This is a genomic window from Exiguobacterium sp. s192 (assembly GCF_018618795.1).
Classification (GTDB): Bacteria; Bacillota; Bacilli; order Exiguobacteriales; family Exiguobacteriaceae; genus Exiguobacterium_A; species Exiguobacterium_A undae.
In genome coordinates this window covers 151769-173762 of record NZ_JACSMS010000003.1, presented here as the reverse complement: position 1 = coordinate 173762, position 21994 = coordinate 151769, and the positions used below count along the sequence as shown (strand labels likewise).

Below are 21994 nucleotides of genomic sequence, written 5' to 3'. Positions count from 1 at the left end.
GCTAAGGAGCAATTGAACATATTCGATATTTAGTCGACCAAGGAAAAAAGTCTATACTCGTGTGCGGATCGATTGGAGAGCAACATAGCCTGGAACTGAAAGAAAAATTATTTTTATTAGAGGCATTAATGATTGCTCACGAGCACATGATCGAACATAACAAAATCGGTAAGAGTTGACCAACTGACCCCAGAATTGAAGGAAAAATGAGGCTCTAGAATCAAAACTTCTGAGAAACATCGCGAAAGTAATCTTGAGGGCCAACTATAAGAAAAGGAAGTGTTTCAAACGATACAGTCTGTTGTATATATTGCATTGGTTGTTGATGACTATGATGAAGCCATTAATTTTTATACAAAAAAGTTAGATTTCACATTACTTGAAGATTCCTATCAAGAAGAACAGGATAAACGCTGGGTTGTAGTTGCTCCTCCAGGAACACTTGGAACTGCAATACTACTTGCAAAAGCTTCGAAAACAGAGCAGCTTCCGTTCATAGGTAATCAAACTGGCGGTCGAGTTTTCCTATTCCTTGGAACAAATGATTTTTGGAGAGATTACAACAAAATGATTGAAAAAGGAATTACATTCGAAAGAGACCCTAAAGAGCAACCTTACGGAATTGTAGCTGTATTTAAAGACTTGTACGGAAACCTGTGGGACTTGATTCAATTCAAAACAGACCATCCGATGTTCAAACGAATAAATTGAACTACTTCCCACCTACTCTACGTTTAGCGGTGTAGGATTCTTGAGTTATTCGACCTAACACCCGAAAAATTATCAGGCTAACCCCGTCGTCCATGTTGTTTATACCAATGACATTTTTAAAATATCATTTTGCATAAAAATCACTCTGTCGCTTACTGAAACATCAGCTATTGAAAACGAACCATAATAGAATTAGATCATGATCTATCAAAATTAGGCGAAAGTACGCCCACTTCTAAACAAAGTGAAAGTGGGAGGTGAATCGCCACCCTCCTTTTCGGGTATAAACCTCTCAAGGAGGTGAAAATCATGTTGAAGCATAAGGCCTACAAATTCAGAATATACCCGACAAAAGAGCAGGAAATCCTGATCGCGAAGACCATGGGTTGTTCGCGCTTCGTCTTCAACTACTTCTTATCGAAGTGGGATGAGACGTATAAAGCGACTGGCAAAGGACTGTCTTACGGTTCTTGTTCGAAAGAAATCCCGATGCTGAAGCAAGAGTTCGACTGGCTGAAAGAAGTCGATAGCCATTCGCTTCAATCGAGTGCCAAACACCTGACCGATCCGTATGACCGCTTCTTCAAGAAGCAGAATAAACGGCCACGATTCAAATCGAAGCGCAATCCCGTCCAATCCTACAAGACCAATATCGAGAAGAAGAACCAGCTTCCCGAGGTCTCGATCGTCGGCAGCAAGCTCAAACTTCCGAAGCTGAAGTGGGTGCGTTTCGCCAACTCGAGGCAGGTCGCAGGACGCATCTTGAACGCAACCATCCGGCGTAACGCTTCAGGAAAATACTTCGTCTCCCTGCTAGTCGAGCAGGAAATCCACGAACTGCCGAAGACCGGTTCCTCCGTCGGCGTAGACGTCGGGTTGAAAAACTTTGCCATCCTGTCGGACGGCGCGGTATACAAGAACGACCGCTACTTCCGTTCGCTCGAGAAAAAGCTGGCGCGCGAGCAACGCAAGCTCTCTCGTCGTCAGCGCATGGCCTTGGACAAGAAAGTAAAACTTTCCGAGTCGAAGAACTACCAGAAGCAGAAGCGAAAGGTCGCCCGCATCCACGAAAAGATTGCCAACAAGCGCACCGACTTCTTGCACAAGGTATCCACCGAGATCGTCAAAAACCACGACGTCATCGGAATCGAAACCTTGCAGGTGAAGAACATGCAGAAGAACCGCAAGTTGAGCAAGTCCATCTCCGAGGTCAGTTGGTCGGAGTTCTTCCGTATGCTCGAATATAAGGCGGACTGGTGCGGGAAGATCGTCGTGAAGGTTGGGAAGACCTTTGCTTCCAGCCAACTGTGCTCCAGTTGCGGACATCAACACAAAGACGTGAAACACCTTGGCTTGCGTGAATGGACATGTCCGAATTGCGGGATCCACCACGACCGTGATGTGAACGCAGGACTGAATCTTAAACGAGAAGCTGAACGCATCTTAGCTTCTTCAACCGTCGGGACGACGGGGCTAGCCTGATAATTTTTCGGTTGTTAGGTCGAATAACTCAGGAATCCCCCACCTCTAAGCAAGGCGGGCGTAGGTGTGGGTAGTTCAACATTGTCTTCGCTCCTTTTCCTACGATACTTTAAGTATAGGTAGCCGTCAGCATTAGACAAATAACATTTCAGGTAAGAAGGAATAAGAATATTTATAGCAAGAAAGGATTTATTGAGATGAAAAAATTCAGAGGCAAACGCCGCTACTTCCGAAATCTTCAAAAAGAACAACAACTCAGCGCCCATCCGCTCGATTTCAGTTCCGACAGCTGGTTCGATTTTTGGCACGTCCATCTTGATTTTGACGGACATGGAAACGGTCACTTTAAAATGCGGAAAGCACATGTCCAGGCACTGTTTCATCTGATGGATGAGTTAAACACCGCCCTTCAAACGTGGGGTCAACCGTACCAGCTCTGGATCGAACTGTCCCAGCTCGATGCAGGATCGGACGCCGTTTTTATCCATACACGGAATCCGAACGACGATAATTTTCCGTTTACCGATTCAACTTTAACGAAACCGACCGAAAGATTACCGGACTATTTGCAAACCATCGAGGGTTTGGAGCAATACCAAATCCGGTTGTCCGAACGAATCACATATGATGCGTTCGACGACGAACCGGAAGAAATCACGGATCACATTCTCGTCATCGAACGACGAGGGAGTCGTTATCCTCTTTAACCACGTACATACGGACGGTCCCTTGAAGGGAACCGTCCGTCGACAGCGACTGACCTTTAGATTCTTTTGAAAATCATTTTGGAACCGGCAAGGAACACGATCAGAAGTACGCCACCGAATATCAGATTGATCAGCCAAGGCAACGTTCCCATCAAGACTTCTCTTGCCGCACCATTAAACCAGTAAGCTAGAGCCGCGAACAACACCACGCTCATCAGCAGGATAAACGAAAAGCCGCTGTCCTGCTTCTGCGTTTTCTTGGCAATCCCGTAACCGATGAGAAAAACAACCACTGCCCCAATTGCAAAATAAATGTAAAACCATGCATCGACCGACAGCATAACCCGACTACCTCCCTCTTAAGAAATGAATTTCCTTAATAAGGAATACACCATTTTACCCCCTAATTCCTTTCGCCTGATCATATAAACCGATCATCCCGTCAATCGCCCGCACCATCCGGTCCTGCATCTCGATTCGATCCAAGACGACGAGTCCTTCCGTGATGACAAACAACAAGGCAGCAAGTTGCGGACCATTCTCGTCCGGCGTCGGAGCATAGACGCGATCAATCCATTGTTCAAACGATTTTCCGATTTCCTGCATCACAGTGACGTACGGCTCTTTGTTGCCCGTTGCCAGATGCGTGACTTCAAACCACAGATTCAAATACGGTTTGATGCGCTGGTCTTTGATCGCTTCACGTATGAACAGTAAAAAATCCCGGAAACCTAAACGTAAGGTCAGGTTTTCGTTTAATAGATCCATCAATTCTTCACTGATTGCTGTCAGTACCCGTGTCTCGATGTCACTTTTATCTTTAAAATAATGCATCAGCATCCGGTCACTCGTCGCTGCGGCGTCCGCCATTTTTCTAAGGCTCGCTCCGCTGATTCCGTGATGCAAGACATATTCAGCGATTTTTGCTGTATACGCTTGCCGCTTCAATTCAAATTTGTCCATGTTCTTCCCCCACCTTCCCTTCTATGATACAACATCTTTCACTATTGACGCTTTATGTAGCAGGTGCTACATTTTAATTGTAGCAATCACTACATTTTAAAGGAGGACTATTCATGAACAACCATGTGACGCCATCTTTTGTTGATGCCATCCCCAAGCCGGTTCTGTTGATCATCACCATCGCGTTCGGTATTCTCACCGCCTATTCCGTCAGTCAGTTTGGTTTAATCGGTATTTTTTCAGAAGGCCTACAAAACGCCGCGACATTACAGATTTTCGTCGATTTGATTCTCTGCGTGCTCTTTATCATCGTTTGGCTCCGACATGATACGAAACAAACAGGACGCAGTTTCATTTTCTGGACGGTGGTGACACTCGCGATCGGCGCCTTTGGTCCGCTGCTGTATCTCCTGACACGGAAATCATCGGCGACAGTCCGTTAATCAGGTTAACATCCTTTTGAAAAAGCTTGGTCAGCCAGGCTTTTTTTTGGTGCCTTCGTCAATTTAACGGAACGATTAAGAATTCGTTAAGAAACAGCGGCGTCGGTTGGAAAGAACTGCTCTGTAGAGTAAAGGACAGAGCCAGATACATCTATTTAAAGGAGTTTTTATCATGAAAAAAGCAGTCTTCAACACAATCGTTCAATTAAACGCACGGCCCGTCGTCGCCCGGTCGCTAAAGAAGTTCGCCATGAGCCGCTGGAGCCGCCCGTTGATCAAACCGTTCATCCGTACGTATGACATTCGACTCGAGGAAGCATTATTGCCGTTGCCCGCCTTCCACTCGCTTCATGACTTTTTTGTCCGTGAATTGAAAGCGGAGGCCCGTCCTGTCGCGATCGAAGACGACGCCTTCGTCAGCCCTTGTGATGCCGTGCTGTCGGTTGTGCCGGACTTGACACCTGAAAGTCGGTTCATCGTCAAAGGACAACATTACACGGTTGCGGAACTGATTGGTTCAAAGCAACAGGCGGACACCTATGCCAACGGGGTCGCTCTGATTTTTTATCTCAGCCCGAAAGATTATCACCGCGTCCATACACCGGTCAGCGGAGAAATCGAGACCAGCTATACACTCGGCAAAGAGTCCGTTCCTGTGAACACATACGGATTAACCCATTTCAAGCGACCGCTGACCCGGAATTACCGCCGCGTCACCCGGATCCGCTCCGGGAAACAGACCTTTGAACATGTCATGGTCGGCGCTTTGAACGTCAATACGATTGTCGAAACACATAAGACGTCCTCCCTTGAACAGGGAGAGGAATTCGGCTATTTCTCGTTCGGCTCCACCGTCATCTTGATTTGTCCGGCCGACGCACTGGCACTGAAACAAAACGTCGAGGGATTTGTCCGGATGGGACAATCACTCGGCCAATGGAACGGGTCGGAGTGATGTTGAAGGAATCGAATCGATGACCGCTTCCATAAACGCATGGGCGATGGGTGAGACCCATTTCTTTTTCTTAATCAGGATATGCGAATAGATCGGTTCGAACGCCTCGTCTTGCTTGATGATTTTCAGACTGCCGTTCTCCAGTTCCTCTTGGACCGTGATATACGGTAACACGGCGAATCCAAGACCGCTCATGACCATTTTCTTGATGGCACCGATACTCCATAACTCCATCGTCTGAAAAGAAAGCAGATTTTGTTTGGTCAGGTGTTGCTCAAACATCGTCCGGTAACTGCATCCTTGTTCATTGGTGATATACACATGGTCCGACTGCTTTTTTTGGATGTCCTTAAACTGTTCAGGTGCGTCCGGGGCACCGACCATCACGATTTTTTCTTCGGTCAAAACATGATGGAGACATTTTTCGACTGCCATGGCAGGAAACAGCATCAAGGCCACGTCGACCCGTCCATTCAAAAGTTCCTCCTGGTTTTCGCCGCACGTCCCGTTCGTCAAAATCAGTTTGACATCGGGATGATGTTGCGAAAATCGTTTGATGACGGGACCGAGGCGGGAGATCGTCAAGGATTCCGGAGCGGCTACACGCAACGTTCCGCGCAATCCGTCCGTTTTTTGCATGTTTTTAATCTTGTCATGAGTCGCAAGCAGGTCTTCCGCTAACGGAATCATTTCTTTTCCTAAGGCGGTCAGCTGTAATTTCCGATTGAAGTATGTGAACACTTCGCCCCCGACACTTTGTTCCAGAGTTTGCACATGGGAGGTAATCGTCGACTGCGTGTACCCCAGTTCAGCAGCTGCTGCCGTGTAACTGCCGGTTTCAATGATTTTCAAAAACGTGGCAAGATGCCTGATCTCCATTCAATTAAACACTCCTTTCGTTCATCCATCGAAATAAATGATGGTTCCATTTTTTATTTCAATTTTATTAATCTATAGGTTCATCATACAATAATGAAAAATAGAGTGATAGCGATCAAAGGAGAATTTTCATGAACGTAGCAGCATTTTTATCATATGTCATCATCACTTCCATTACCCCTGGTCCGAGCAACCTGCTCATGATGAACGAAGCACGTCATTTCGGATTCGTCGGTGCGTGGAAATTCAACGGCGGCATCCTGACCGGTTTCGCCTTTCTCGGACTGCTGAGTGCCGGTTTCACAGCAGGTTTGGATCAATTGTTGCCGATGCTGGAACCCTATTTGCAGCTGGTGGGTGTGGCGTATTTACTGTATCTCGCGTGGAAAATCGGTTTTCCGAAACCAACCAGCGGTAAAACGATCGATGTGCAGGCAACGTTTTTATCCGGTTTTGTCTTTCAGATGATCAACGTCAAAAGCATCTTATTTTTTCTGACGGTCCTGTCGACCTTCATTCTGCCCCACAGCGGCTCGGCTGTGCAAACGATCGTCTATCTGGGGTATACAATTCTGTTGGGGTGGGCGGCTCTTTTATTATGGTCGGCTTTCGGCTCCCTGTTCAGCAGCTTCTTCACGAGGTATGACCGCCTTTTCCGATTCACGATGTCCGCCTTACTGGTCTACTCGGCTGTGACGATCTTTTAATTGAACGGACGGATGCTCCTGTCAGATGAGCATCCGTCCGTTTTTTGTTATGATGAATATGGGAATTTCAGGATAAAAGGAGTGGTTCGAGCATGCCGATCCGTTGGAAAGAAGAAACCATCGTATTTGAAACCTTTCGTGAGGAAAGGAGAACATCATGAGCGATCCCGTTGAACGATTACCGTTCTACTTAAAACGCTTTCCGTTTTTTGTGATTTCCTATATTGTTGCTCCTTTGGCCTCCTTGTTGCTGTTGATCCACTGGAAATCGCTCCGTCCTCAAACGCGGGACGCACGGTTAATTGTCTCCTCCTTGTTCCTGTTGTTGTTCCTCGTCGATTTTTTCCCGAGAGGATGGTACCAAAATGCGATGCTCGCATTTGCCATCACCGTCGGACTGTTCATCACTTTCATCGGAATTGAAGGGAAACGATCAAAACATGACAAATAGTACGGACCATTGCACTGTCCGTCATTACTATAGAAAAAGACCCCATCCAAATGATGAGGTCTTTTTCTTTTTTTAGTTGATTCAAGAAGACACGACTTCCTCGCCCGTCAAATCGATGTGTCCTTCGCCCCAGGCGCACATCGCGTCTAAGATCGGGCGCAACGACCAACCGTAGTCGGATAAGGAATAGATGACTTTAGGTGGGACTTGTTCATAAACCGTCCGGATGATGACACCGTCCTGTTCGAGTTCGCGCAGTTGTTGCGTCAACATTTTTTGCGTGATGTTCGGCATCAGCTTTTTCAACTCACTCGTCCGGCGTTCGCCTTTGATGAGATGACACATGATGACGACTTTCCATTTGCCTCCGATGACTTGCAGGGTCGCTTCGACCGGAATATTGTAGGCCATGCTGATTCCTCCTTTCGATTCTTGAAGTACAGCGGGACAGGTACTTTTTAGTGCCTATCGCACTTGAAAGTGCGTACTTCTCAAGTGAATTTGATGGGTTTATGATAACAACTGTCAGCGGAAAGTACAAGTCGCCTTCGTCCATTGCTTCATCCGACGGGGGTAAGGTACTTTTTAGTGCCTATGGTACTTGAAAGTACGTACTTCCGTAAATCATTTTCCCGCTCTATGATGGGATCACTCAGAAACGTTCCCTCATCATTCAATGCGCACCGGGCCCGGTCGTTTGGGAAGACTGCCGTTATTTACTTTCATCATCCATCTCGCTTTAGGAGGAATCATCATGAATCAATTAAACCCGCGTGCCGAACAGGAGCAGGTCCCGCAAAACGGTCGCCTCGCCCTGCTCGCACTTGCTATTAGCGCCTTCGGAATCGGAACAACGGAATTTGTTCCGGTCGGCTTACTCGCAGCCATCGCCGGCGACTTAAACATCGGCATCACCCTGGCCGGTCTGATCATCTCCGGTTATGCTATCGGTGTCGCTGTCGGGGCTCCGATTTTGACTGCTTTGACGAACCGGATGAACCGGAAAACGTTGCTCATGGCGTTGATGGTCGTCTTTATCGCCGGGAACCTTGTCTCAGCAATTGCCCCGAGCTTCGAACTGTTGATTGTCGCCCGCTTTATCACCGCCTTCTCACATGGTGTCTTCTTCTCGATCGGCGCAACAATCGCCGTTCAGCTCGTACCGGCGGATAAAAAAGCCAGTGCCATCGCTTTGATGTTCACCGGACTGACGGTCGCAACCGTCACGGGTGTCCCGCTCGGCACGTTCATCGGTCAAGCATTCGGTTGGCGCGCGACGTTCTTCGCCGTTGCCGCATTGGGTCTTGTCTCAATCATCGCCAGTTTCTTCTTGATTCCAAAAGACTTGAAACAATCTCCACCGGCGAAGTTTTCCGATATGTTTAAACTGTTGACGAACGGACGCTTGATGCTCGGTTTCCTGATCACGGCACTGGGTTACGGCGGAACATTCGTCGCCTTCACCTACTTGACGCCGATCATGCAGGACGTCACAAAAATCAGTCCGAGCCTGATCAGCATCATCCTGCTCGTGTACGGCATTGCCGTCGCGATCGGCAATGCGGTCGGCGGAAAACTCGCCAACGGTAACCCGATCAAAGCATTGTTTTATATGTTCATTCTCCACGCCATCGTCATGATTGCCTTGTCGTTCATGATTCCGTTTAAAGTTGCCGGAATCATCGGGATCATCTTGATGGGGCTGCTCGCCTTCATGAATGTCCCGGGACTCCAGCTTTATATCGTCCAGTTGGCGGAAAAGTATGTCCCAGCTGCCGTTGATGTTGCATCCGCGTTAAACATCTCTGCCTTTAACATCGGGATCGCACTTGGTGCAACGATCGGCGGACTCGTCGCCGACACAATCGGACTCGTCCACACGCCGTGGGTCGGTGGCATCATGGTCATTCTGGCCGTCATTTTGACTGCAGTCTCCCGTCGTCTCGAACACCAGTAAGGAGGAGATTCAATGTTTGATACTCATGCCAGTTACCAACGGATGTACCGGGAAGGTGAACTGACGCTTGGTCTTCACGTTCCGCTCGAGAATTTTAAGCGGCAGACGCCAACGCTTTTGAAGCAAGTCGAGCTGGCACAAAAAGCCGATCAGTACGGTTTCACGACCCTTTGGTTGCGGGACGTGCTATTGAAGGACCCTTATTTCCTTGATCCTGCTGTCGGTCAAATCTATGACATGTTGATTTACGGCACGCACCTGCTCGGTCAGACAAAACAGATTGCCCTCGGGACATCCGCTTTGGTCCTGCCGCTCCGTCACCCGTTACGGTCTGCCAAGGAACTCGCGACGATTGATGCTTTGTTTCCGGAACGGTTGATACTCGGTGTTTCATCCGGCGATCGGCAAGCGGATTTTCACGGTCTCGGCATCGATCATCCGAGTCGCGGTGCCCAGTTCAAAGAAGCGTTACGCGTGATGGAGCAAGCGTTGTATACGGACTATCCGACGATTCAGTCCGATTACGGTGACGTCACCGGTGCGACGCTGGTGCCGCGACCAAAGAAACGGATTCCGACAATGATTACCGGGTTTGCGCAACAAGACATGGACTGGCTCGCAACCAACGGGGACGGTTGGATGTATTATCCGCAAGGACCATTGGAACAGGCAAATGCGATCGAAAACTGGCGCAGCGTCAGTCAAGACGCCGGCACAACCCGGTTCCGGCCGTTTTCGATGCCGATGCATCTCGACCTCTCGGCGGATCCGGACGAGGCACCGACACCGATCCGGCTTGGATTCCGACTCGGTCGCAACCGTTTGATCGAACTGCTTCATCTCTACCGTGATCTGGGCGTCAATCATCTTTTCTTCGCCTTATTTGACGGGGAACGGTCGGCGGAAGACGTCATCGATGAGCTTGGAACGTATGTTTTGCCGCACTTCCCGCCGTTACGTTGAGGAGGTGCCTTACATGACGTCTGATTTACTTGCACTTGACTATACGGTCCGGGTCCTTGGGAGCGTGTTCGAGATGCAAATCATCCGGCTGTTGTTGCAGGCTCCCTGTTCCTTCGAACAACTGACAGCTGCCGGCTCACGACATTCCATGCATGAGTTGACCGTTTGTCTGTCACGACTCGAACAACGCGGAGTTGTCGAACGACCGGCAACCATCTATCGCCTAACACCGATCGGTGAGAGTTTGCAGCCGATCTTTCACGCCATCGAAAAACAAACCCAGCATCCGTAAGCGGAGGCTGGGTTTTATCTCGTCGCGACAATCGTAAATTCCCACGGGATGTTTTCGCCGTTCCACCCCCGATGTTCGTCCAGTTGTGCGAGCGTGAAGCCGCTGCTGATGACGGTGTTCACGATCTCACTCATCGTATAGTGCCGCAACATCACTTTCGGAAAATCCGCTTGTTCAGCCGGATCAAAATGCGATTGGTACGCAATGTTCTCTTCATATGTATCCTGATCAAAATAACGCGGGATGTAGTGTGACTCCTCGTTGATACAATGTTTGACCGGATGATAGTCACTCAAAATCAATTTTCCGCCCGGTTTGAGCAAGGCAAACAAAATCGCTGTGAACGCCTCAAGGTCATGAAAATAATGCAGAATCCCGCCTTCAAGATACAAGACATCGAACTGATGCTGATACGTATTCACATCAATCTCATAAATATCACCGACGATGTACTCAATTTCTATTCCGGCACAGGCAGCAAGCTCGAGGGCATAGCGCCGGTTGGCTTCCGAGATGTCGAAGACCGTGACGTCCGCACAGATTGGCAATCCGTTTGCCGGTCACTTCCTGAAAATAGTCCTGATGTTTCTTAAGACTTGCTTTCGGGTCGGCCATGATTTCTTTTGCCTTGTCAGACGGCGCCCCGTCACGCTGATTCCAAAATTCATAGGCCCGGTATTCCCAAGCAGTTTTGTTGATCGCACTCTGTTGTTTCATCTCATCAACTCCTTCTCGTCCTCCATTGAATTATAAAGTGAAAACGTGGTAAATGTGTTATTTCTAAAAAAACAGCACACTTAATGCTTTACTTTGAGTTCTTATGAACTTATAATCAAAATATAAACAGAACACCACTTAAAAGGAGGAAGCGCTGTTGACACTATTGATTGTATTTTTAGCCATCGTCTTCATCATGCTCGCACTGGACCTTGGCGTATTTCACAGGAAAGCCCATGAGGTCTCGCTTCGAGAAGCTTGGACCTGGACGTTCGTCTGGATCGGACTCGCTGTCGCCTTTGGCGGTTGGTTATTCTACGCGCAAGGCAGCGACGCTGCAATTGAATACACGAGCGTTTATTTCATCGAAAAGGCACTTGCGATTGATAACGTCTTCGTCTTCTCACTCGTCTTTGCTTACTTTGCGATTCCGTTAAAATATCAGCACAAAGTCTTGTTCTGGGGAATCCTTGGTGCCATTCTCTTCCGCGTCATATTCATCGTCGCAGGGGTTTCGCTTCTTGAGAACTTCGCTTGGGTGTACTACATCTTCGGTGCTTTCCTCGTCTATACCGGTTACATGATGTTCAAGAACATCGGGCAGGAAACGTCGCTTGAAGAGAACAAAACAGTCCGTTGGTTGGAAAAACGATTGCCGATCACACAAGACATCTCGTCTGGTAAGTTTACACAGCGGATTAACGGCAAGTTGTTCTTCACACCGTTACTGATCGCACTGATCTTCATCGAGATTTCGGATATCGTCTTCGCCGTCGACTCGGTCGCCGCAAGCTTCGCGTACTCGCGTGATCCGTTTATCATCTTCTATGCGAACATCATGGCCATCCTCGGACTCCGTAGTCTCTACTTCGTCCTTGCGAACCTGATTGATCGTTTCTACTACTTGAAACACGGTCTCAGCTTCATGCTCGTCTTCATCGGAGCAAAGATGATTCTCGGTGATGTCTACAAAATGCCAATCTGGATGTCGCTCGGAACAATCGTCCTCGTCATCTTGATCAGCGTCTTCTACAGCTTCTATAAAACGAAGCCTGGAAAATAACTTTATATGACAGCACGCAGGGAGTGAATCACATGATTCACTCCCTGTTTTTGATTAGACCAACACAACGAAAAAAGATCAAAGGCTTCCAGTCATTCGGGATGCCTTTGATCTTTTTGTAAGCGAAACGTAAACCAATCAGCTGTTGACGACTTTTTCAGTCGGTTCTGCCGCCATAACTGAACGGTTGATCGACACTTGTTCCCCTTCTTTTAAACGTTTTCTGTATTCAGCTGTCGCTGTAAACAGAACATCCGTCGAAGAGTTTAACGCTGTTTCAAATGAATCTTGTAACACGCTGATGACGAGTCCGACTGCGACGACCTGCATGGCAATCTCATTCGGAATCCCGAACAGGCTGCAGGCGAGCGGAATCAAGAGAAGTGATCCACCGGCGACACCGGAAGCTCCGCACGCACAGACCGCAGCCAAAACGCTTAAGATGATGGCCGTTGGAAGATCGACTTGAATGTCAAGCGTGTTTACCGCCGCAAGCGTTAAGACGGAAATCGTGATTGCCGCTCCCGCCATGTTGATTGTCGCGCCAAGTGGAATCGAGATGCCATACGTCTCTTTATCGAGTCCCAGCTTCTTAGACAATTCCATGTTAACGGGAATGTTCGCTGCCGAGCTTCGTGTGAAGAAAGCGGTAATTCCGCTCTCACGAAGACACTTGAAGACTAATGGATACGGATTTTGACGGACATTGATGAAAACAATCAATGGATTGACAATAAGTGCAACAATAAGCATTGTGCCGATCAAAACCAATAATAAATTACCATAATCGAGTAAAGATTTGAGACCGTTCTCCGTTACAGAACCAATGACGATTCCCATGATCCCGAGAGGAGCAAGTTTAATGATCCATCCGACCATTTTCGCAATCGCGTCTGAAAAATTCGAGATAAAGGTCTTTGTTGTATCGGATGCATTTTTAAGCGCTAACCCCAAAATGATTGACCATGTGAGAATACCGATGTAGTTCGCTTGGACTAATGCATTGACCGGGTTATCGACCATGTTCAAGACGAGTGTGCGGATGACTTCGATGGCGTTATCCGGAGAAGCCAATTTCTCTGTACTTTCAGTCAGTGTAATGGTCACAGGGAACAGGAAACTGACAACAACAGCAATGGCTCCGGCTAAAAATGTTCCGAGAAGATACAAGAAGATAATAGATTTCATGTTTGTCTGCTGTCCCTTTTTATGCTGGACAATCGCTGCCATGACCAGGAAAAAGACTAAAATAGGCGCAACGGCCTTCAGCGCGGAAACAAACAGTGTCCCGAAGATGGTCAAGGATTTTGCCGCTTCAGGAATCGTTACGGCTAAAAGAATCCCAACAATCAAGCCGATTGCGATTTGTTTTACTAAACTGATTTGGTTCCACATCTTCAACACTTTCATACTTTCCCCTCCAGGCTTAAAACGAATAAGTTATTTAGAATTTGAAAAACGACGAGTTCTCTCTCCTATCCAAAAGACAGATAGTCTGTTCGTTCATTTTTCTAAAAATTCTCTCAGTTTGTTGTTCTCTATTTTTACATAAAACCTAAGAAATAAAAACTAGTTTTTTGCAAGAAATATGATTCGTTTCTGATGACTCTTTAATCGAATAGGTATGCAATCGCTTGCATAATTAAGGAAAAGAGAAGCCGTCTCAGAATGCCGTCCCATTAGAAATGACCTTAAAAAAGGCTTTGTATCAAGGAACTATGTCCAGTAATGAATTTCAGTGGAACATGAAAAAATGACCCCTGTTATACAGGAATCATTTTATTCAAGCATCATAACTTCTTATCATCTTTGACATGAGAAACAGTTAGTGATGCTCTATCTTGAAGCGGTTTGTCTGAATGCTGTTGCCTGTGCATGTGAAGACTAAATCGTTTGTTGCGAGTACATCAGTTCTTCTTTCTGTCGATGACGACCTTGCCTTCTTGATCCAATAAGGGAGTCATTCCACTGAGACCAAGACCACTTGTCATTACATAGTTCACACCCGTCTCTGTATCAACGATGATTTTGATGATTCCTCCGCTCAGGTGTTGTTTGGATTTCACGACAAACCGTTTCTTCATTCCACCACTCCTTGCTTCATTTTTTGATCAAGACATACGTTTTCTCGGGAATTTCAAGTTTATGTATATCCAAATCCTTCATCTCTAACGTCAACGCATGTTCTCTCGAATCCCCCTCTTCTCCGACCCAGCACGAATAGAGCTCAAAATAATCCCCTTCTGCAAGATAGGAATCCATCAGTTCCAACAGTCGGCGTAACTTCTCTTTAGATTCTAAAGAAATCTTTGAATCAAACGGTTCGACGATTTCAATCCCCCAGTGACTTGAAATTTCGTACACATGGGCTGTCGTAAACTGGGTCGCTTGAACGGAATATAAACAGGTTTCGTCTGCAAAACATTGTCCGACGTAAAAATCCTCGTCGTACCCTTCGTCCTCGTTAATATCCACTTGTGGAATTTTAATATTTGTTCCGATATAAGACGCTAAGCTCAATTAAATCTTCACCTTTCATTACGAATGATTCGTTTTTTAGAAACTAATAAAAATAAGCATCACAATGCACAGCATCCGAAAAGGATGCTGTGCATTGTAAAGCAATTCTGTTGTTACTTTTTCGTCATGTAGACTCCAATAATTTTTGTGTATAACGCATCTAATTTCGCGTTTTCTTCAACCAGGATCGTTTCTTTTGTATTCACAAACAGTTGATTCGCCTCTTCAAATTTCCCGGCATAAATCAGCAGTCTGATTGCACCGCGTTTGTCTCCGACGATTTCCGATGAGTCTTCACGAGCATAAAGCAGCCGATCATTGACTTGATCCATAATTTCGGCTTTTGCATCCGCACTAAAATTATTCGCATTCAGATAGCTTCTCAAACGATCGGCGTAGTCCTTATAGTCGAGAACCGTTAAGGCTTTTGTGATGGATCCGTATTGACCTTCAAATAACTTGATTTGCTTACTTTCGTAGTCAACGATTACTTTGTACAGAGCCTGTCCTTCTTTGGTCAACACCTTTTCCGCCTTCGTCAAACGAATGGTTTCTTTTTTCAAAGCATCAATCCGCTTGTCCGCAGCCTTTCTTTCCTTCTGCGTGTTCACTTCTTTAATCAGCTTTTTCAGGGCTTCCGCTTCTTTTCGTGCCTTCTTACGGTCCGTCATATACTGTTTTGATTTTTTGTTATTCGCTTCCACTTTGGCGCGGTACACAGAATCCGTGATGTATTCCGGTACTTTGATTCCGCCCAGATTCCCCATATGGAAGAGTGTGCTGCCGTATGATGCTACGACTTTCGTTTGTTTGGCACGGTACTTTTTATAGTCGAATTTTTTCTTCGCGACTTGCGTCGTCTTTGTCGCCGCATCCGCCACACCACCGTTTACTCCGACACCCGTTAATACGAAAGCCGTTACGAGCGTACTTGCCACCACTTTACGAACCGTTACTTTTTTCATCATGTCACGTCCTTTTTATGTGGGTTGTGTTCCAGTCAGTTTCTGCATAAGGAAATAAGTAAATATATTCCATGAATTTAGCTTATCATGTTCACACGCAATTATTGTATAAAAGAAATGCCGGTAATTACTTTAATTTTTCTTCCGGTATGAGCAGATAGATTCCTAAAATAATCAAAATGCCAAATAAGACATAGTTACTTACAGGAAGTCCTTCTCCTGAGACGATGGTACCTTCTTTCCTTAGTACAACCGATCCCACTTGCCCAATCTTATTCATTATTTTTTCCAGCTGAATCATCAGCATGCCAAACAAGACAGTCTGTACGATGATCAGAACTCCAATCCATTTTTTCATGGTAGCGATCTCCTTATGTTTAGCATGTTTTTAACAGTTCGAGAATTTTTAGAAAACGGTGTTTCACCGAAATTCCGAGCGCCTTTTTCACTTTGATGATTTCGATTTACTCCCACCGACAGCAACGCTTCCACAACTTTGAAACACCTTTCCTCAACAGCAAGATGTAACGGTACGAGCGTAAACACGTGTTTAATTAAAAAATTCATAGCTTGATTCGCTCTAAGTCAAAATACTTGGAAAGTGGAATTATTCGCCCTTCCTGATGCCAGTTTTGATATTCTTCAAATACCTGCTTTATGTCATGATTGAAGCGTTCCTCAATTAGATATTTGATATACAAAAAACTACGCCAGTAATCAAACATTATACTCGACAAACTCTCTGAATAAGAAGCGCTACCAAACGAATCGATTGACCGTTTTCCATATTCACTGAAAAAGACATCCACTAGTTCTTTCTCAACATTACAAATCTCAGTAAATTCATGATCCGTCAATAGATACTTTCTTGGCAGATATTCACACATGCCCTCTTCAAACCAAATTGATTCTTCTCGCTCCTCTCCAAATTCATCCAAAAACAAATCAGAATGGTGAGTTAGTTCATGTCCAACAATTGTCAAAACATGATTCTCGGAGAGTGTTTCATAAAACGATTTAATATGCGGAAGTTTCTTCCCTTCTAGTTGACTAATGAACAGCTTCTTCCAACCATCAAGGTCCGGTGATATGTATATTAAATCCTTATTTGTGAATGCAGGAATCGGTAATGAGGAAAAAATTGTTGTTGCATTTTCTGCTGAAGTCCAAACGATTCCTTTGGGATAATCGACGAGACCATACTCTTTTTCTAAAATCATTTGATATTTGACTAAGTGTTCATTAAAACGTGAAATAACTTCCTCATTCTTTTCATATTCCAGTTTGTTTTCAAAAGCGTAAATTTGTTTCATTTATCTCGCTCCTCGGTTTTTGAACAGTCAAAATAATTCTCTAGCACTATTAGTATTAAAAAATGTTCCATTATTAACGGCTTTTCGTCATGCGTTAGATACCCCGGAATATATTAAAGGACCGTGACAAGAATCATGAAGTACAAAAAATAGCGGACATAACGCACGACACTCCCCCTTACGATTTCACTTTCTTTAAAGCGCAAGACCAGCAATCGTCCGCTTGAACTTTGGATGATCTACCATCCAATCCGTAAAGTTTTGAATCCAGTAGTCTGCAACCATCGGTATCTCTTGTCGTTGAATGACTTGTAAAATCGCTAAAAACTATGGGGCATATTTGAGTTCCATCGCTTCGACAATCGTCAATCCTTTTATAAAGTGTTGGCTCGCTTCTTGTTCTTCACCGAGTTCGAGATACAGCATACCAATATGGAGTAACATACTCGATTTTGCTATCGATTCTTTAAGACGCCCGACGTGTTTCACTAACAAAACAATCGCTCGTCGTCTCATATCGAGAATCGATAGTTGTGTAGCGTCATGGGCGACTTAGGTGTAACGATTCCTGCTTCACTCCTTTGCCTTTTAAAAAGTAGTTTGTTTTTTACGTTTGACAATCAAAAGAACGATCAACAAAAGAACCTCGAGAATCAGAAAAATGCTTACGAAGAAATAAACGACTAGGACCTGACTGACCCCATCAATTGCGACAGAAAAAAACCAAATCAATGAAACCGTCACTGTATAAATTACATTGATTGCTGTACCCGTCAATAGACTAGATTTAAGACTTCGCTTATTTCGAGCTTGGGTGAAGAGAATCCCAATTGCTCCAATCGCCCAGATGACTAAAAAAAGCTCAAAGATAAAATCAGGATTCCGCTGTACGTCCATGACATCGCTCCCTTTTCCGATCGACTGATTCAGTTCATGAATCGTGCCGATTAATGTGATACCTCTATTTTACAGGATCATCAAACCCACAAGTCTTCCGAAAGTTGAGTGAATCGGATTTTAAGTTTCACTCATCGAAATCCGTATATTCTTTGATTTTTCGTATACGAACGCTTTCACCCTGTGCGATTTGGTCTGTTTCTTTCCAGTGGTACTGCACGACAAGTAACAGCAACATGACCGCGGACAAAACAGATAAAGTGGCATAGTATGCCTGTACTTCCCGCTCCAGTTCAAAAGCGGACAGGACCTGCAATACCATCAATGCACCAAACATTCCGTGAAAATACCGTCGGAAAATTTTTGGTAGACCGGCTTGACGAAACGTTTCATACCAGACGTACAGTCCTAAACCGAATGCAAAATTATTAAGCCTCTCGTAAGGAAGGACGAACAAGAGGATCCCGATTCCAAGGAGCAGCCACGCCAAACGAATGGCCGGCTTAAAAAAGGCCGGATCAAGCGCTGATTCTTCCGGTGCTTCCATGACGTGCGCTGCCCGTTCTTCCTCTGTCAACGGTCGAAAGCCGAGTGCTTCTTTTTCTTCGGCCAACTGGCGCATCCGCTGTTTCATGCCAAAATAGAACGGGAACCGCTCTGTCGTGACCTCTCCTTCGTTCGTTTGACCATTTACCTGCTCTTGGACGGAGACCTGATAAAGCGTCCGCCCCACCCGGTAACAGACCCAATAATCGGCGGTTTGACTGATCTCTCGTTTTAATTGAATCAGTGGTGCTTGTTTATCCTTCATGTTGCGTGATCTCCTTCGTCGTCAGTTCCTTCAGTTGGTGAATCGTGTACAGCAAGAGGATGAAGCCTGCGATGAGGCAGACGGTTCCGTTGGCAGAAAGATTAAATGGTTCTAAATAATCTTTTGACGTGCCGGCTAATATGAACAGGAATATGCCTCCCGACCAACGATAGAAGCGGGCACGGGCTGTTTTCCCTTCGATGTAGATTGGATAAAAGAAAGGTAAGAACACAAGCGGAATATATCCCGAGATCGGTAACAGACCGGTCAATGTCGATAATCCGCACAACATGAGTAATAGAGCACTCAGGAGGCGCAGTTTGATGTTGCGCCGATCTGCACGGTAATCCATCGCCTCAGATTGGGGTAAATGTGATTTTAAATATCCTTCCTCCATCTTTTGACGCATCCATTCTTTTTTCTGACGATAGGCGGCAAACGTATTTTTAAAAAGCATTCGGACAGTCGCCGTCTCTTCGTTAATTTCAATCATGTCCTCACTATCCAAGGCAGGTTCTTTCCGGGCAACGCCTTCCCTGACGAACAACGTACGTCCTTCTTGGTGATAGACGATGTGATAGACTTCATCGTCGATTTGTTTTAATAATTGAATCATGCTGGTATCTCCCTTTACGCTGCTCTATATGAATTGTTCAAGACTGCCTTCCAGACCTTCAATTGGATTCGATGAATGATGCCAGCCTTCTGTTTCTTCTCTTTTCCTTACCAGACTGCGTTGACACCATACAGTAAAAGCAATCCTCCTGCTAAACATACATAACCGTATTGTCTGACGGATAATGAACTAAAGAGGATGACGCCAATCGATAAGAGGAGACTAAGCACAAATGAATCGACATGATCGACCGCATCTCCATGTCCCGATAGCGGCGTTTTCTTCGCGTGTTTCGATCGGATGAAGTACGTTCCTAGTATCAATAAAAAGAGTCCGACAACAAGACCGATGAATGGTAAAATCACGAGCGGTTCCTCCAAGATATGTATTTAATTTTCTTAGGTAGCATGGTTTTTTTTATACCGATATTATACTACTAATAAATACGATATTTTCCTTTATTAAGTTTCATCAATGAAAAAATTCCCAAATTAAATATTTAGGCAGCATGATTCAGGAACTTGATTCTCCAAATCAAGCATCAGCAAGATGTTTATCAATGACACCTACAGAAAAAGCCTACATCGCTGATTGGATGTGGGCTTCGTTTGATTATCGTGAGTTTTAATGGATTGACCCTACTTCTCTTGATCGCAACAATCCATTATGAAGTTTTAAAATCCCTTATACGAAAGGCTTACGGTTGAAGTTTACTAATTCATCCGTCTCGAATAAAAGATCTTCGAATTGATCCGCTCCATGCTTTTCGATATATCTTTCCTCAGATTCAAAAATAGGTACAAACCATATCGGTAATACTAAATCAGGTTCTCCCCCAATATTGGAATCTGTTTCAAATAACGAGAACGATTCATCAAAGTAAACAGGACTAGTTACATAGACTGATGAGAACTGATATTTTGAAAATATCCCCTCCGGAAGAGGATAATAGTCTGCTGCATCAAAGGCATTTCCTGTCCTCATAGCATATTCAGCCAATTGCCAGAGCAGAAAAATAATCTCATCCTGAACTTCTGATTGTTTAGCTGACATCATGATTTCTTGATGAATCGGTGAATTGTCCTCAAATCGAAGGGGATGAAATAATAATCCAAGGGATGCAATCGTATATGTTTCCTTGAACGGTGCCTCTTTGAATCTCAAGATTTGGACATGCTTCTTTTCAAGTTCCTCAATTGGAAAGGATTCTGTAAAACGTCCACAATGCTTCTCTAAATGATCAAGATAATTCATGATTTAACCTCCATGTGTTACTCGTTTTGATACGAGTGAATAAAGCTTCTACCGAAAAATGTATAATCAAGGGATTGCTACTCTTTTAGAGTACGGATCATCCTCGAGTATGTACTCTATGTTTTTGAAATCATTCTGTATAGCATTATCAGACAATTGTTCTAATAAATCGACATCCTTACATAACAATATGACATTTGTACAATCGTCTATGGTCAGACAGAATGTACAATCACTATTCAAATATTCACTGTATGTATTTACTTCAACCGGCAGAGAATCATGAAATGCTTGCAAGCCGCAAAATATTATATAGTATTCATCAATATTTAGTATTCTTTCTAATTCGCTTCCTTCCACGACCTCATAATCCGGAATATTGAAATCTTTTAGATCTTCAAAAGTGTGATTCTTTCGATCTCTATTTTCTCTTATGTACATTTCGATCCAATCTAGTTTCCACTTATACTGCGTTATATCAATTGGAGCTAAGATATAATTGATATACTTACCAAAGTTATTAGGTATTTCAAATTCGATACCAACTTTCACGTCATCCACCTCATCTCTAAAAAAATTTAAACAGATCAGCGATTACAGAATAGATGTTCAATCCAAATTGTCATTGATTTCTTTCAGTCGTTCTTCGTATTCGTAAACAGCAGCTACATCACCACTTGAGCCATATGGGTTTATGACCGCTTTTGCCTCTTTTTCATTCACAAAAACTCTCGCTCCCCATAAACCCTTCGTAATAAAGTATTCTTCCTCATTGGATTCTAAAGTATCAAAAAATAAAGGTGTTAGAAACGTACCTTCTTCTCGATGCCGTTTTCCAAGTACAATCCATTCCCCTTCTTTTATGCCATAGTAACCCGTTCGAATTACAATGCATGATTCAGGATTTTTCCGATCTAATTCATGTAGTGTGAGAACCTTCTCCGTTCTGAGATTATAATATTGGATATAGTCCATAAATTCTAGTTTTCCAGTCTCATGATTTTCATCTTTAGAGACTCTCATTTCTGCATACCCATAACCACCAAGTCGAGGTAACGGAATGGCGTATACGACTCCTGATGATAGCTTCCACCGGGAAGGTCTTTTTTTCGTACGAATGGAGACGTTTGAAATCATTTTTTGTTCATCTTTTCGTGTACTCAGGAGGCTGTTTAGTCCATGCTCAAGAAGATAACGCCATTCATCAACTGAGAATTCATAATCCATTTCCTTTTCGAATTCATAGAGTCTATTTCTAAATTGGTTCACATGCTGTTCTAGTTCTGCTTTAGGGTTCAACATTATTCAATCCTCTTCACTTTATTTCG

General features: G+C 44.7%; 32 protein-coding genes. 12 read left to right on the top strand and 20 right to left on the bottom strand.

Features of this window, described 5'->3' with window-relative positions; genetic code table 11:
- Positions 1 to 11 precede the first annotated feature (11 nt).
- The 4 genes from KNP87_RS17330 (at position 12) to KNP87_RS08140 (ending at position 2900) form a co-directional block, all read left to right on the top strand.
- Complete coding sequence (locus KNP87_RS17330; protein ID WP_144239350.1) at positions 12 to 179, top strand: dihydrodipicolinate synthase family protein; 168 nt, start codon at positions 12 to 14, stop codon at positions 177 to 179.
- Positions 180 to 279: 100 nt separating this feature from the next.
- Positions 280 to 711, top strand: coding sequence for a VOC family protein (locus KNP87_RS08150; protein WP_235184697.1), 432 nt, complete (start codon positions 280 to 282; stop codon positions 709 to 711).
- A 309-nt stretch (positions 712 to 1020) separates the two neighbouring features.
- Positions 1021 to 2193, top strand: a complete 1173-nt coding sequence (gene tnpB, locus KNP87_RS08145; RefSeq protein ID WP_214721384.1) for an IS200/IS605 family element RNA-guided endonuclease TnpB — start codon at positions 1021 to 1023, stop codon at positions 2191 to 2193.
- A 197-nt stretch (positions 2194 to 2390) separates the two neighbouring features.
- Entirely contained in the window at positions 2391 to 2900 is a 510-nt protein-coding gene (locus KNP87_RS08140) for a hypothetical protein (RefSeq protein ID WP_214721383.1), read from the top strand.
- Positions 2901 to 2956: 56 nt separating this feature from the next.
- On the opposite strand, the gene KNP87_RS08135 is transcribed toward KNP87_RS08140, so the two are convergent.
- Positions 2957 to 3241, bottom strand: coding sequence for a hypothetical protein (locus KNP87_RS08135; protein ID WP_026833175.1), 285 nt, complete (start codon positions 3239 to 3241; stop codon positions 2957 to 2959).
- Between the two features lie 55 nt (positions 3242 to 3296).
- On the bottom strand, positions 3297 to 3863 hold the full coding sequence (locus KNP87_RS08130) for a TetR/AcrR family transcriptional regulator (protein ID WP_119922753.1): 567 nt from the start codon (positions 3861 to 3863) through the stop codon (positions 3297 to 3299).
- Between the two features lie 113 nt (positions 3864 to 3976).
- On the opposite strand from KNP87_RS08130, the gene KNP87_RS08125 reads away from it, so the two are divergent.
- Both KNP87_RS08125 and KNP87_RS08120 read left to right on the top strand, forming a co-directional pair.
- The gene (locus tag KNP87_RS08125) at positions 3977 to 4306 is read left to right on the top strand and encodes a PLDc N-terminal domain-containing protein (protein ID WP_214721382.1); all 330 of its coding nucleotides are present in this window, start codon (positions 3977 to 3979) and stop codon (positions 4304 to 4306) included.
- A 172-nt stretch (positions 4307 to 4478) separates the two neighbouring features.
- On the top strand, positions 4479 to 5261 hold the full coding sequence (locus KNP87_RS08120) for a phosphatidylserine decarboxylase (RefSeq protein WP_251135503.1): 783 nt from the start codon (positions 4479 to 4481) through the stop codon (positions 5259 to 5261).
- On the opposite strand, the gene KNP87_RS08115 is transcribed toward KNP87_RS08120, so the two are convergent.
- Complete coding sequence (locus tag KNP87_RS08115) at positions 5232 to 6140, bottom strand: LysR family transcriptional regulator (RefSeq protein WP_214721381.1); 909 nt, start codon at positions 6138 to 6140, stop codon at positions 5232 to 5234. The genes KNP87_RS08120 and KNP87_RS08115 overlap by 30 nt on opposite strands.
- A gap of 131 nt (positions 6141 to 6271) precedes the next feature.
- Between KNP87_RS08115 and KNP87_RS08110 the strand changes: the two genes are divergently transcribed.
- Both KNP87_RS08110 and KNP87_RS08105 read left to right on the top strand, forming a co-directional pair.
- The gene (locus KNP87_RS08110; RefSeq protein WP_214721380.1) at positions 6272 to 6847 is read left to right on the top strand and encodes a LysE family transporter; all 576 of its coding nucleotides are present in this window, start codon (positions 6272 to 6274) and stop codon (positions 6845 to 6847) included.
- Between the two features lie 157 nt (positions 6848 to 7004).
- Positions 7005 to 7298 (top strand): hypothetical protein, encoded by a 294-nt coding sequence (locus KNP87_RS08105; protein ID WP_214721379.1) that lies wholly within the window; start codon positions 7005 to 7007, stop codon positions 7296 to 7298.
- Positions 7299 to 7379: 81 nt separating this feature from the next.
- Here the strand turns inward: KNP87_RS08105 and KNP87_RS08100 are convergent, their stop codons facing one another.
- Entirely contained in the window at positions 7380 to 7709 is a 330-nt protein-coding gene (locus tag KNP87_RS08100; protein ID WP_012370213.1) for a winged helix-turn-helix transcriptional regulator, read from the bottom strand.
- A 343-nt stretch (positions 7710 to 8052) separates the two neighbouring features.
- On the opposite strand from KNP87_RS08100, the gene KNP87_RS08095 reads away from it, so the two are divergent.
- From KNP87_RS08095 to KNP87_RS08085, 3 genes are read left to right on the top strand one after another with little or no spacing between them, the layout of a single operon-like run.
- On the top strand, positions 8053 to 9255 hold the full coding sequence (locus KNP87_RS08095) for an MFS transporter (protein WP_028106459.1): 1203 nt from the start codon (positions 8053 to 8055) through the stop codon (positions 9253 to 9255).
- Positions 9256 to 9267: 12 nt separating this feature from the next.
- The gene (locus tag KNP87_RS08090; RefSeq protein ID WP_214721378.1) at positions 9268 to 10218 is read left to right on the top strand and encodes a TIGR03571 family LLM class oxidoreductase; all 951 of its coding nucleotides are present in this window, start codon (positions 9268 to 9270) and stop codon (positions 10216 to 10218) included.
- 13 nt (positions 10219 to 10231) lie between these two features.
- Complete coding sequence (locus tag KNP87_RS08085) at positions 10232 to 10510, top strand: winged helix-turn-helix transcriptional regulator (protein ID WP_214721377.1); 279 nt, start codon at positions 10232 to 10234, stop codon at positions 10508 to 10510.
- A gap of 14 nt (positions 10511 to 10524) precedes the next feature.
- Here the strand turns inward: KNP87_RS08085 and KNP87_RS08080 are convergent, their stop codons facing one another.
- Together KNP87_RS08080 and KNP87_RS08075 are read right to left on the bottom strand one after the other, a co-directional pair.
- Entirely contained in the window at positions 10525 to 11058 is a 534-nt protein-coding gene (locus KNP87_RS08080; protein ID WP_214721376.1) for a class I SAM-dependent methyltransferase, read from the bottom strand.
- A complete protein-coding gene (locus KNP87_RS08075; RefSeq protein WP_214721375.1) occupies positions 10964 to 11227 on the bottom strand; it encodes a hypothetical protein in 264 nt (87 codons plus the stop codon). The genes KNP87_RS08080 and KNP87_RS08075 overlap by 95 nt, the downstream gene beginning before the upstream one ends.
- A 157-nt stretch (positions 11228 to 11384) precedes the next feature.
- Between KNP87_RS08075 and KNP87_RS08070 the strand changes: the two genes are divergently transcribed.
- Positions 11385 to 12290, top strand: a complete 906-nt coding sequence (locus KNP87_RS08070; RefSeq protein ID WP_214721374.1) for a TerC family protein — start codon at positions 11385 to 11387, stop codon at positions 12288 to 12290.
- A gap of 138 nt (positions 12291 to 12428) precedes the next feature.
- Here KNP87_RS08070 and sstT read toward each other — a convergent pair whose 3' ends face one another.
- From sstT to KNP87_RS08000, 14 genes are all read right to left on the bottom strand, one after another.
- A complete protein-coding gene (sstT, locus tag KNP87_RS08065; RefSeq protein WP_214721373.1) occupies positions 12429 to 13700 on the bottom strand; it encodes a serine/threonine transporter SstT in 1272 nt (423 codons plus the stop codon).
- Between the two features lie 497 nt (positions 13701 to 14197).
- The gene (locus KNP87_RS08060) at positions 14198 to 14374 is read right to left on the bottom strand and encodes a DUF6440 family protein (RefSeq protein WP_167331060.1); all 177 of its coding nucleotides are present in this window, start codon (positions 14372 to 14374) and stop codon (positions 14198 to 14200) included.
- 16 nt (positions 14375 to 14390) lie between these two features.
- Complete coding sequence (locus KNP87_RS08055) at positions 14391 to 14810, bottom strand: hypothetical protein (RefSeq protein ID WP_214721372.1); 420 nt, start codon at positions 14808 to 14810, stop codon at positions 14391 to 14393.
- A 113-nt stretch (positions 14811 to 14923) separates the two neighbouring features.
- Positions 14924 to 15775, bottom strand: a complete 852-nt coding sequence (locus tag KNP87_RS08050; RefSeq protein ID WP_214721371.1) for a hypothetical protein — start codon at positions 15773 to 15775, stop codon at positions 14924 to 14926.
- A gap of 127 nt (positions 15776 to 15902) precedes the next feature.
- Positions 15903 to 16133: a hypothetical protein gene (locus tag KNP87_RS08045; protein WP_235183976.1), complete on the bottom strand. Its 231-nt coding sequence runs from the start codon at positions 16131 to 16133 to the stop codon at positions 15903 to 15905.
- A gap of 205 nt (positions 16134 to 16338) precedes the next feature.
- Complete coding sequence (locus tag KNP87_RS08040; protein WP_214721370.1) at positions 16339 to 17088, bottom strand: hypothetical protein; 750 nt, start codon at positions 17086 to 17088, stop codon at positions 16339 to 16341.
- Between the two features lie 327 nt (positions 17089 to 17415).
- A complete protein-coding gene (locus KNP87_RS08035) occupies positions 17416 to 17583 on the bottom strand; it encodes a hypothetical protein (protein ID WP_214721369.1) in 168 nt (55 codons plus the stop codon).
- 93 nt (positions 17584 to 17676) lie between these two features.
- A complete protein-coding gene (locus tag KNP87_RS08030) occupies positions 17677 to 17985 on the bottom strand; it encodes a hypothetical protein (RefSeq protein ID WP_214721368.1) in 309 nt (102 codons plus the stop codon).
- A 127-nt stretch (positions 17986 to 18112) separates the two neighbouring features.
- Positions 18113 to 18796 carry a hypothetical protein gene (locus KNP87_RS08025; RefSeq protein WP_214721367.1) on the bottom strand — a complete coding sequence of 228 codons (684 nt, stop codon included), beginning with the start codon at positions 18794 to 18796 and terminating at the stop codon, positions 18113 to 18115.
- A complete protein-coding gene (locus KNP87_RS08020; protein ID WP_214721366.1) occupies positions 18786 to 19412 on the bottom strand; it encodes a hypothetical protein in 627 nt (208 codons plus the stop codon). The genes KNP87_RS08025 and KNP87_RS08020 overlap by 11 nt, the downstream gene beginning before the upstream one ends.
- A gap of 107 nt (positions 19413 to 19519) precedes the next feature.
- Positions 19520 to 19777, bottom strand: coding sequence for a hypothetical protein (locus KNP87_RS08015; RefSeq protein WP_214721365.1), 258 nt, complete (start codon positions 19775 to 19777; stop codon positions 19520 to 19522).
- A 319-nt stretch (positions 19778 to 20096) separates the two neighbouring features.
- Positions 20097 to 20666 (bottom strand): suppressor of fused domain protein, encoded by a 570-nt coding sequence (locus KNP87_RS08010; RefSeq protein WP_119922736.1) that lies wholly within the window; start codon positions 20664 to 20666, stop codon positions 20097 to 20099.
- A gap of 66 nt (positions 20667 to 20732) precedes the next feature.
- Complete coding sequence (locus KNP87_RS08005) at positions 20733 to 21218, bottom strand: DUF2691 family protein (RefSeq protein ID WP_214721364.1); 486 nt, start codon at positions 21216 to 21218, stop codon at positions 20733 to 20735.
- Between the two features lie 57 nt (positions 21219 to 21275).
- A complete protein-coding gene (locus tag KNP87_RS08000; RefSeq protein WP_119922734.1) occupies positions 21276 to 21968 on the bottom strand; it encodes a hypothetical protein in 693 nt (230 codons plus the stop codon).
- Positions 21969 to 21994: the final 26 nt, after the last annotated feature.

Coding starts and splice junctions, on each gene's coding strand:
- tnpB (WP_214721384.1), top strand. CDS start 1,021: ATGTTGAAGCATAAGGCCTACAAATTCAGAATATACCCGACAAAAGAG.
- KNP87_RS08140 (WP_214721383.1), top strand. CDS start 2,391: ATGAAAAAATTCAGAGGCAAACGCCGCTACTTCCGAAATCTTCAAAAA.
- KNP87_RS08135 (WP_026833175.1), bottom strand. CDS start 3,241: ATGCTGTCGGTCGATGCATGGTTTTACATTTATTTTGCAATTGGGGCA.
- KNP87_RS08130 (WP_119922753.1), bottom strand. CDS start 3,863: ATGGACAAATTTGAATTGAAGCGGCAAGCGTATACAGCAAAAATCGCT.
- KNP87_RS08125 (WP_214721382.1), top strand. CDS start 3,977: ATGAACAACCATGTGACGCCATCTTTTGTTGATGCCATCCCCAAGCCG.
- KNP87_RS08120 (WP_251135503.1), top strand. CDS start 4,479: ATGAAAAAAGCAGTCTTCAACACAATCGTTCAATTAAACGCACGGCCC.
- KNP87_RS08115 (WP_214721381.1), bottom strand. CDS start 6,140: ATGGAGATCAGGCATCTTGCCACGTTTTTGAAAATCATTGAAACCGGC.
- KNP87_RS08110 (WP_214721380.1), top strand. CDS start 6,272: ATGAACGTAGCAGCATTTTTATCATATGTCATCATCACTTCCATTACC.
- KNP87_RS08105 (WP_214721379.1), top strand. CDS start 7,005: ATGAGCGATCCCGTTGAACGATTACCGTTCTACTTAAAACGCTTTCCG.
- KNP87_RS08100 (WP_012370213.1), bottom strand. CDS start 7,709: ATGGCCTACAATATTCCGGTCGAAGCGACCCTGCAAGTCATCGGAGGC.
- KNP87_RS08095 (WP_028106459.1), top strand. CDS start 8,053: ATGAATCAATTAAACCCGCGTGCCGAACAGGAGCAGGTCCCGCAAAAC.
- KNP87_RS08090 (WP_214721378.1), top strand. CDS start 9,268: ATGTTTGATACTCATGCCAGTTACCAACGGATGTACCGGGAAGGTGAA.
- KNP87_RS08085 (WP_214721377.1), top strand. CDS start 10,232: ATGACGTCTGATTTACTTGCACTTGACTATACGGTCCGGGTCCTTGGG.
- KNP87_RS08075 (WP_214721375.1), bottom strand. CDS start 11,227: ATGAAACAACAGAGTGCGATCAACAAAACTGCTTGGGAATACCGGGCC.
- sstT (WP_214721373.1), bottom strand. CDS start 13,700: ATGAAAGTGTTGAAGATGTGGAACCAAATCAGTTTAGTAAAACAAATC.
- KNP87_RS08060 (WP_167331060.1), bottom strand. CDS start 14,374: ATGAAGAAACGGTTTGTCGTGAAATCCAAACAACACCTGAGCGGAGGA.
- KNP87_RS08050 (WP_214721371.1), bottom strand. CDS start 15,775: ATGAAAAAAGTAACGGTTCGTAAAGTGGTGGCAAGTACGCTCGTAACG.
- KNP87_RS08045 (WP_235183976.1), bottom strand. CDS start 16,133: ATGAAAAAATGGATTGGAGTTCTGATCATCGTACAGACTGTCTTGTTT.
- KNP87_RS08040 (WP_214721370.1), bottom strand. CDS start 17,088: ATGAAACAAATTTACGCTTTTGAAAACAAACTGGAATATGAAAAGAAT.
- KNP87_RS08030 (WP_214721368.1), bottom strand. CDS start 17,985: ATGGACGTACAGCGGAATCCTGATTTTATCTTTGAGCTTTTTTTAGTC.
- KNP87_RS08025 (WP_214721367.1), bottom strand. CDS start 18,796: ATGAAGGATAAACAAGCACCACTGATTCAATTAAAACGAGAGATCAGT.
- KNP87_RS08020 (WP_214721366.1), bottom strand. CDS start 19,412: ATGATTCAATTATTAAAACAAATCGACGATGAAGTCTATCACATCGTC.
- KNP87_RS08010 (WP_119922736.1), bottom strand. CDS start 20,666: ATGAATTATCTTGATCATTTAGAGAAGCATTGTGGACGTTTTACAGAA.
- KNP87_RS08000 (WP_119922734.1), bottom strand. CDS start 21,968: ATGTTGAACCCTAAAGCAGAACTAGAACAGCATGTGAACCAATTTAGA.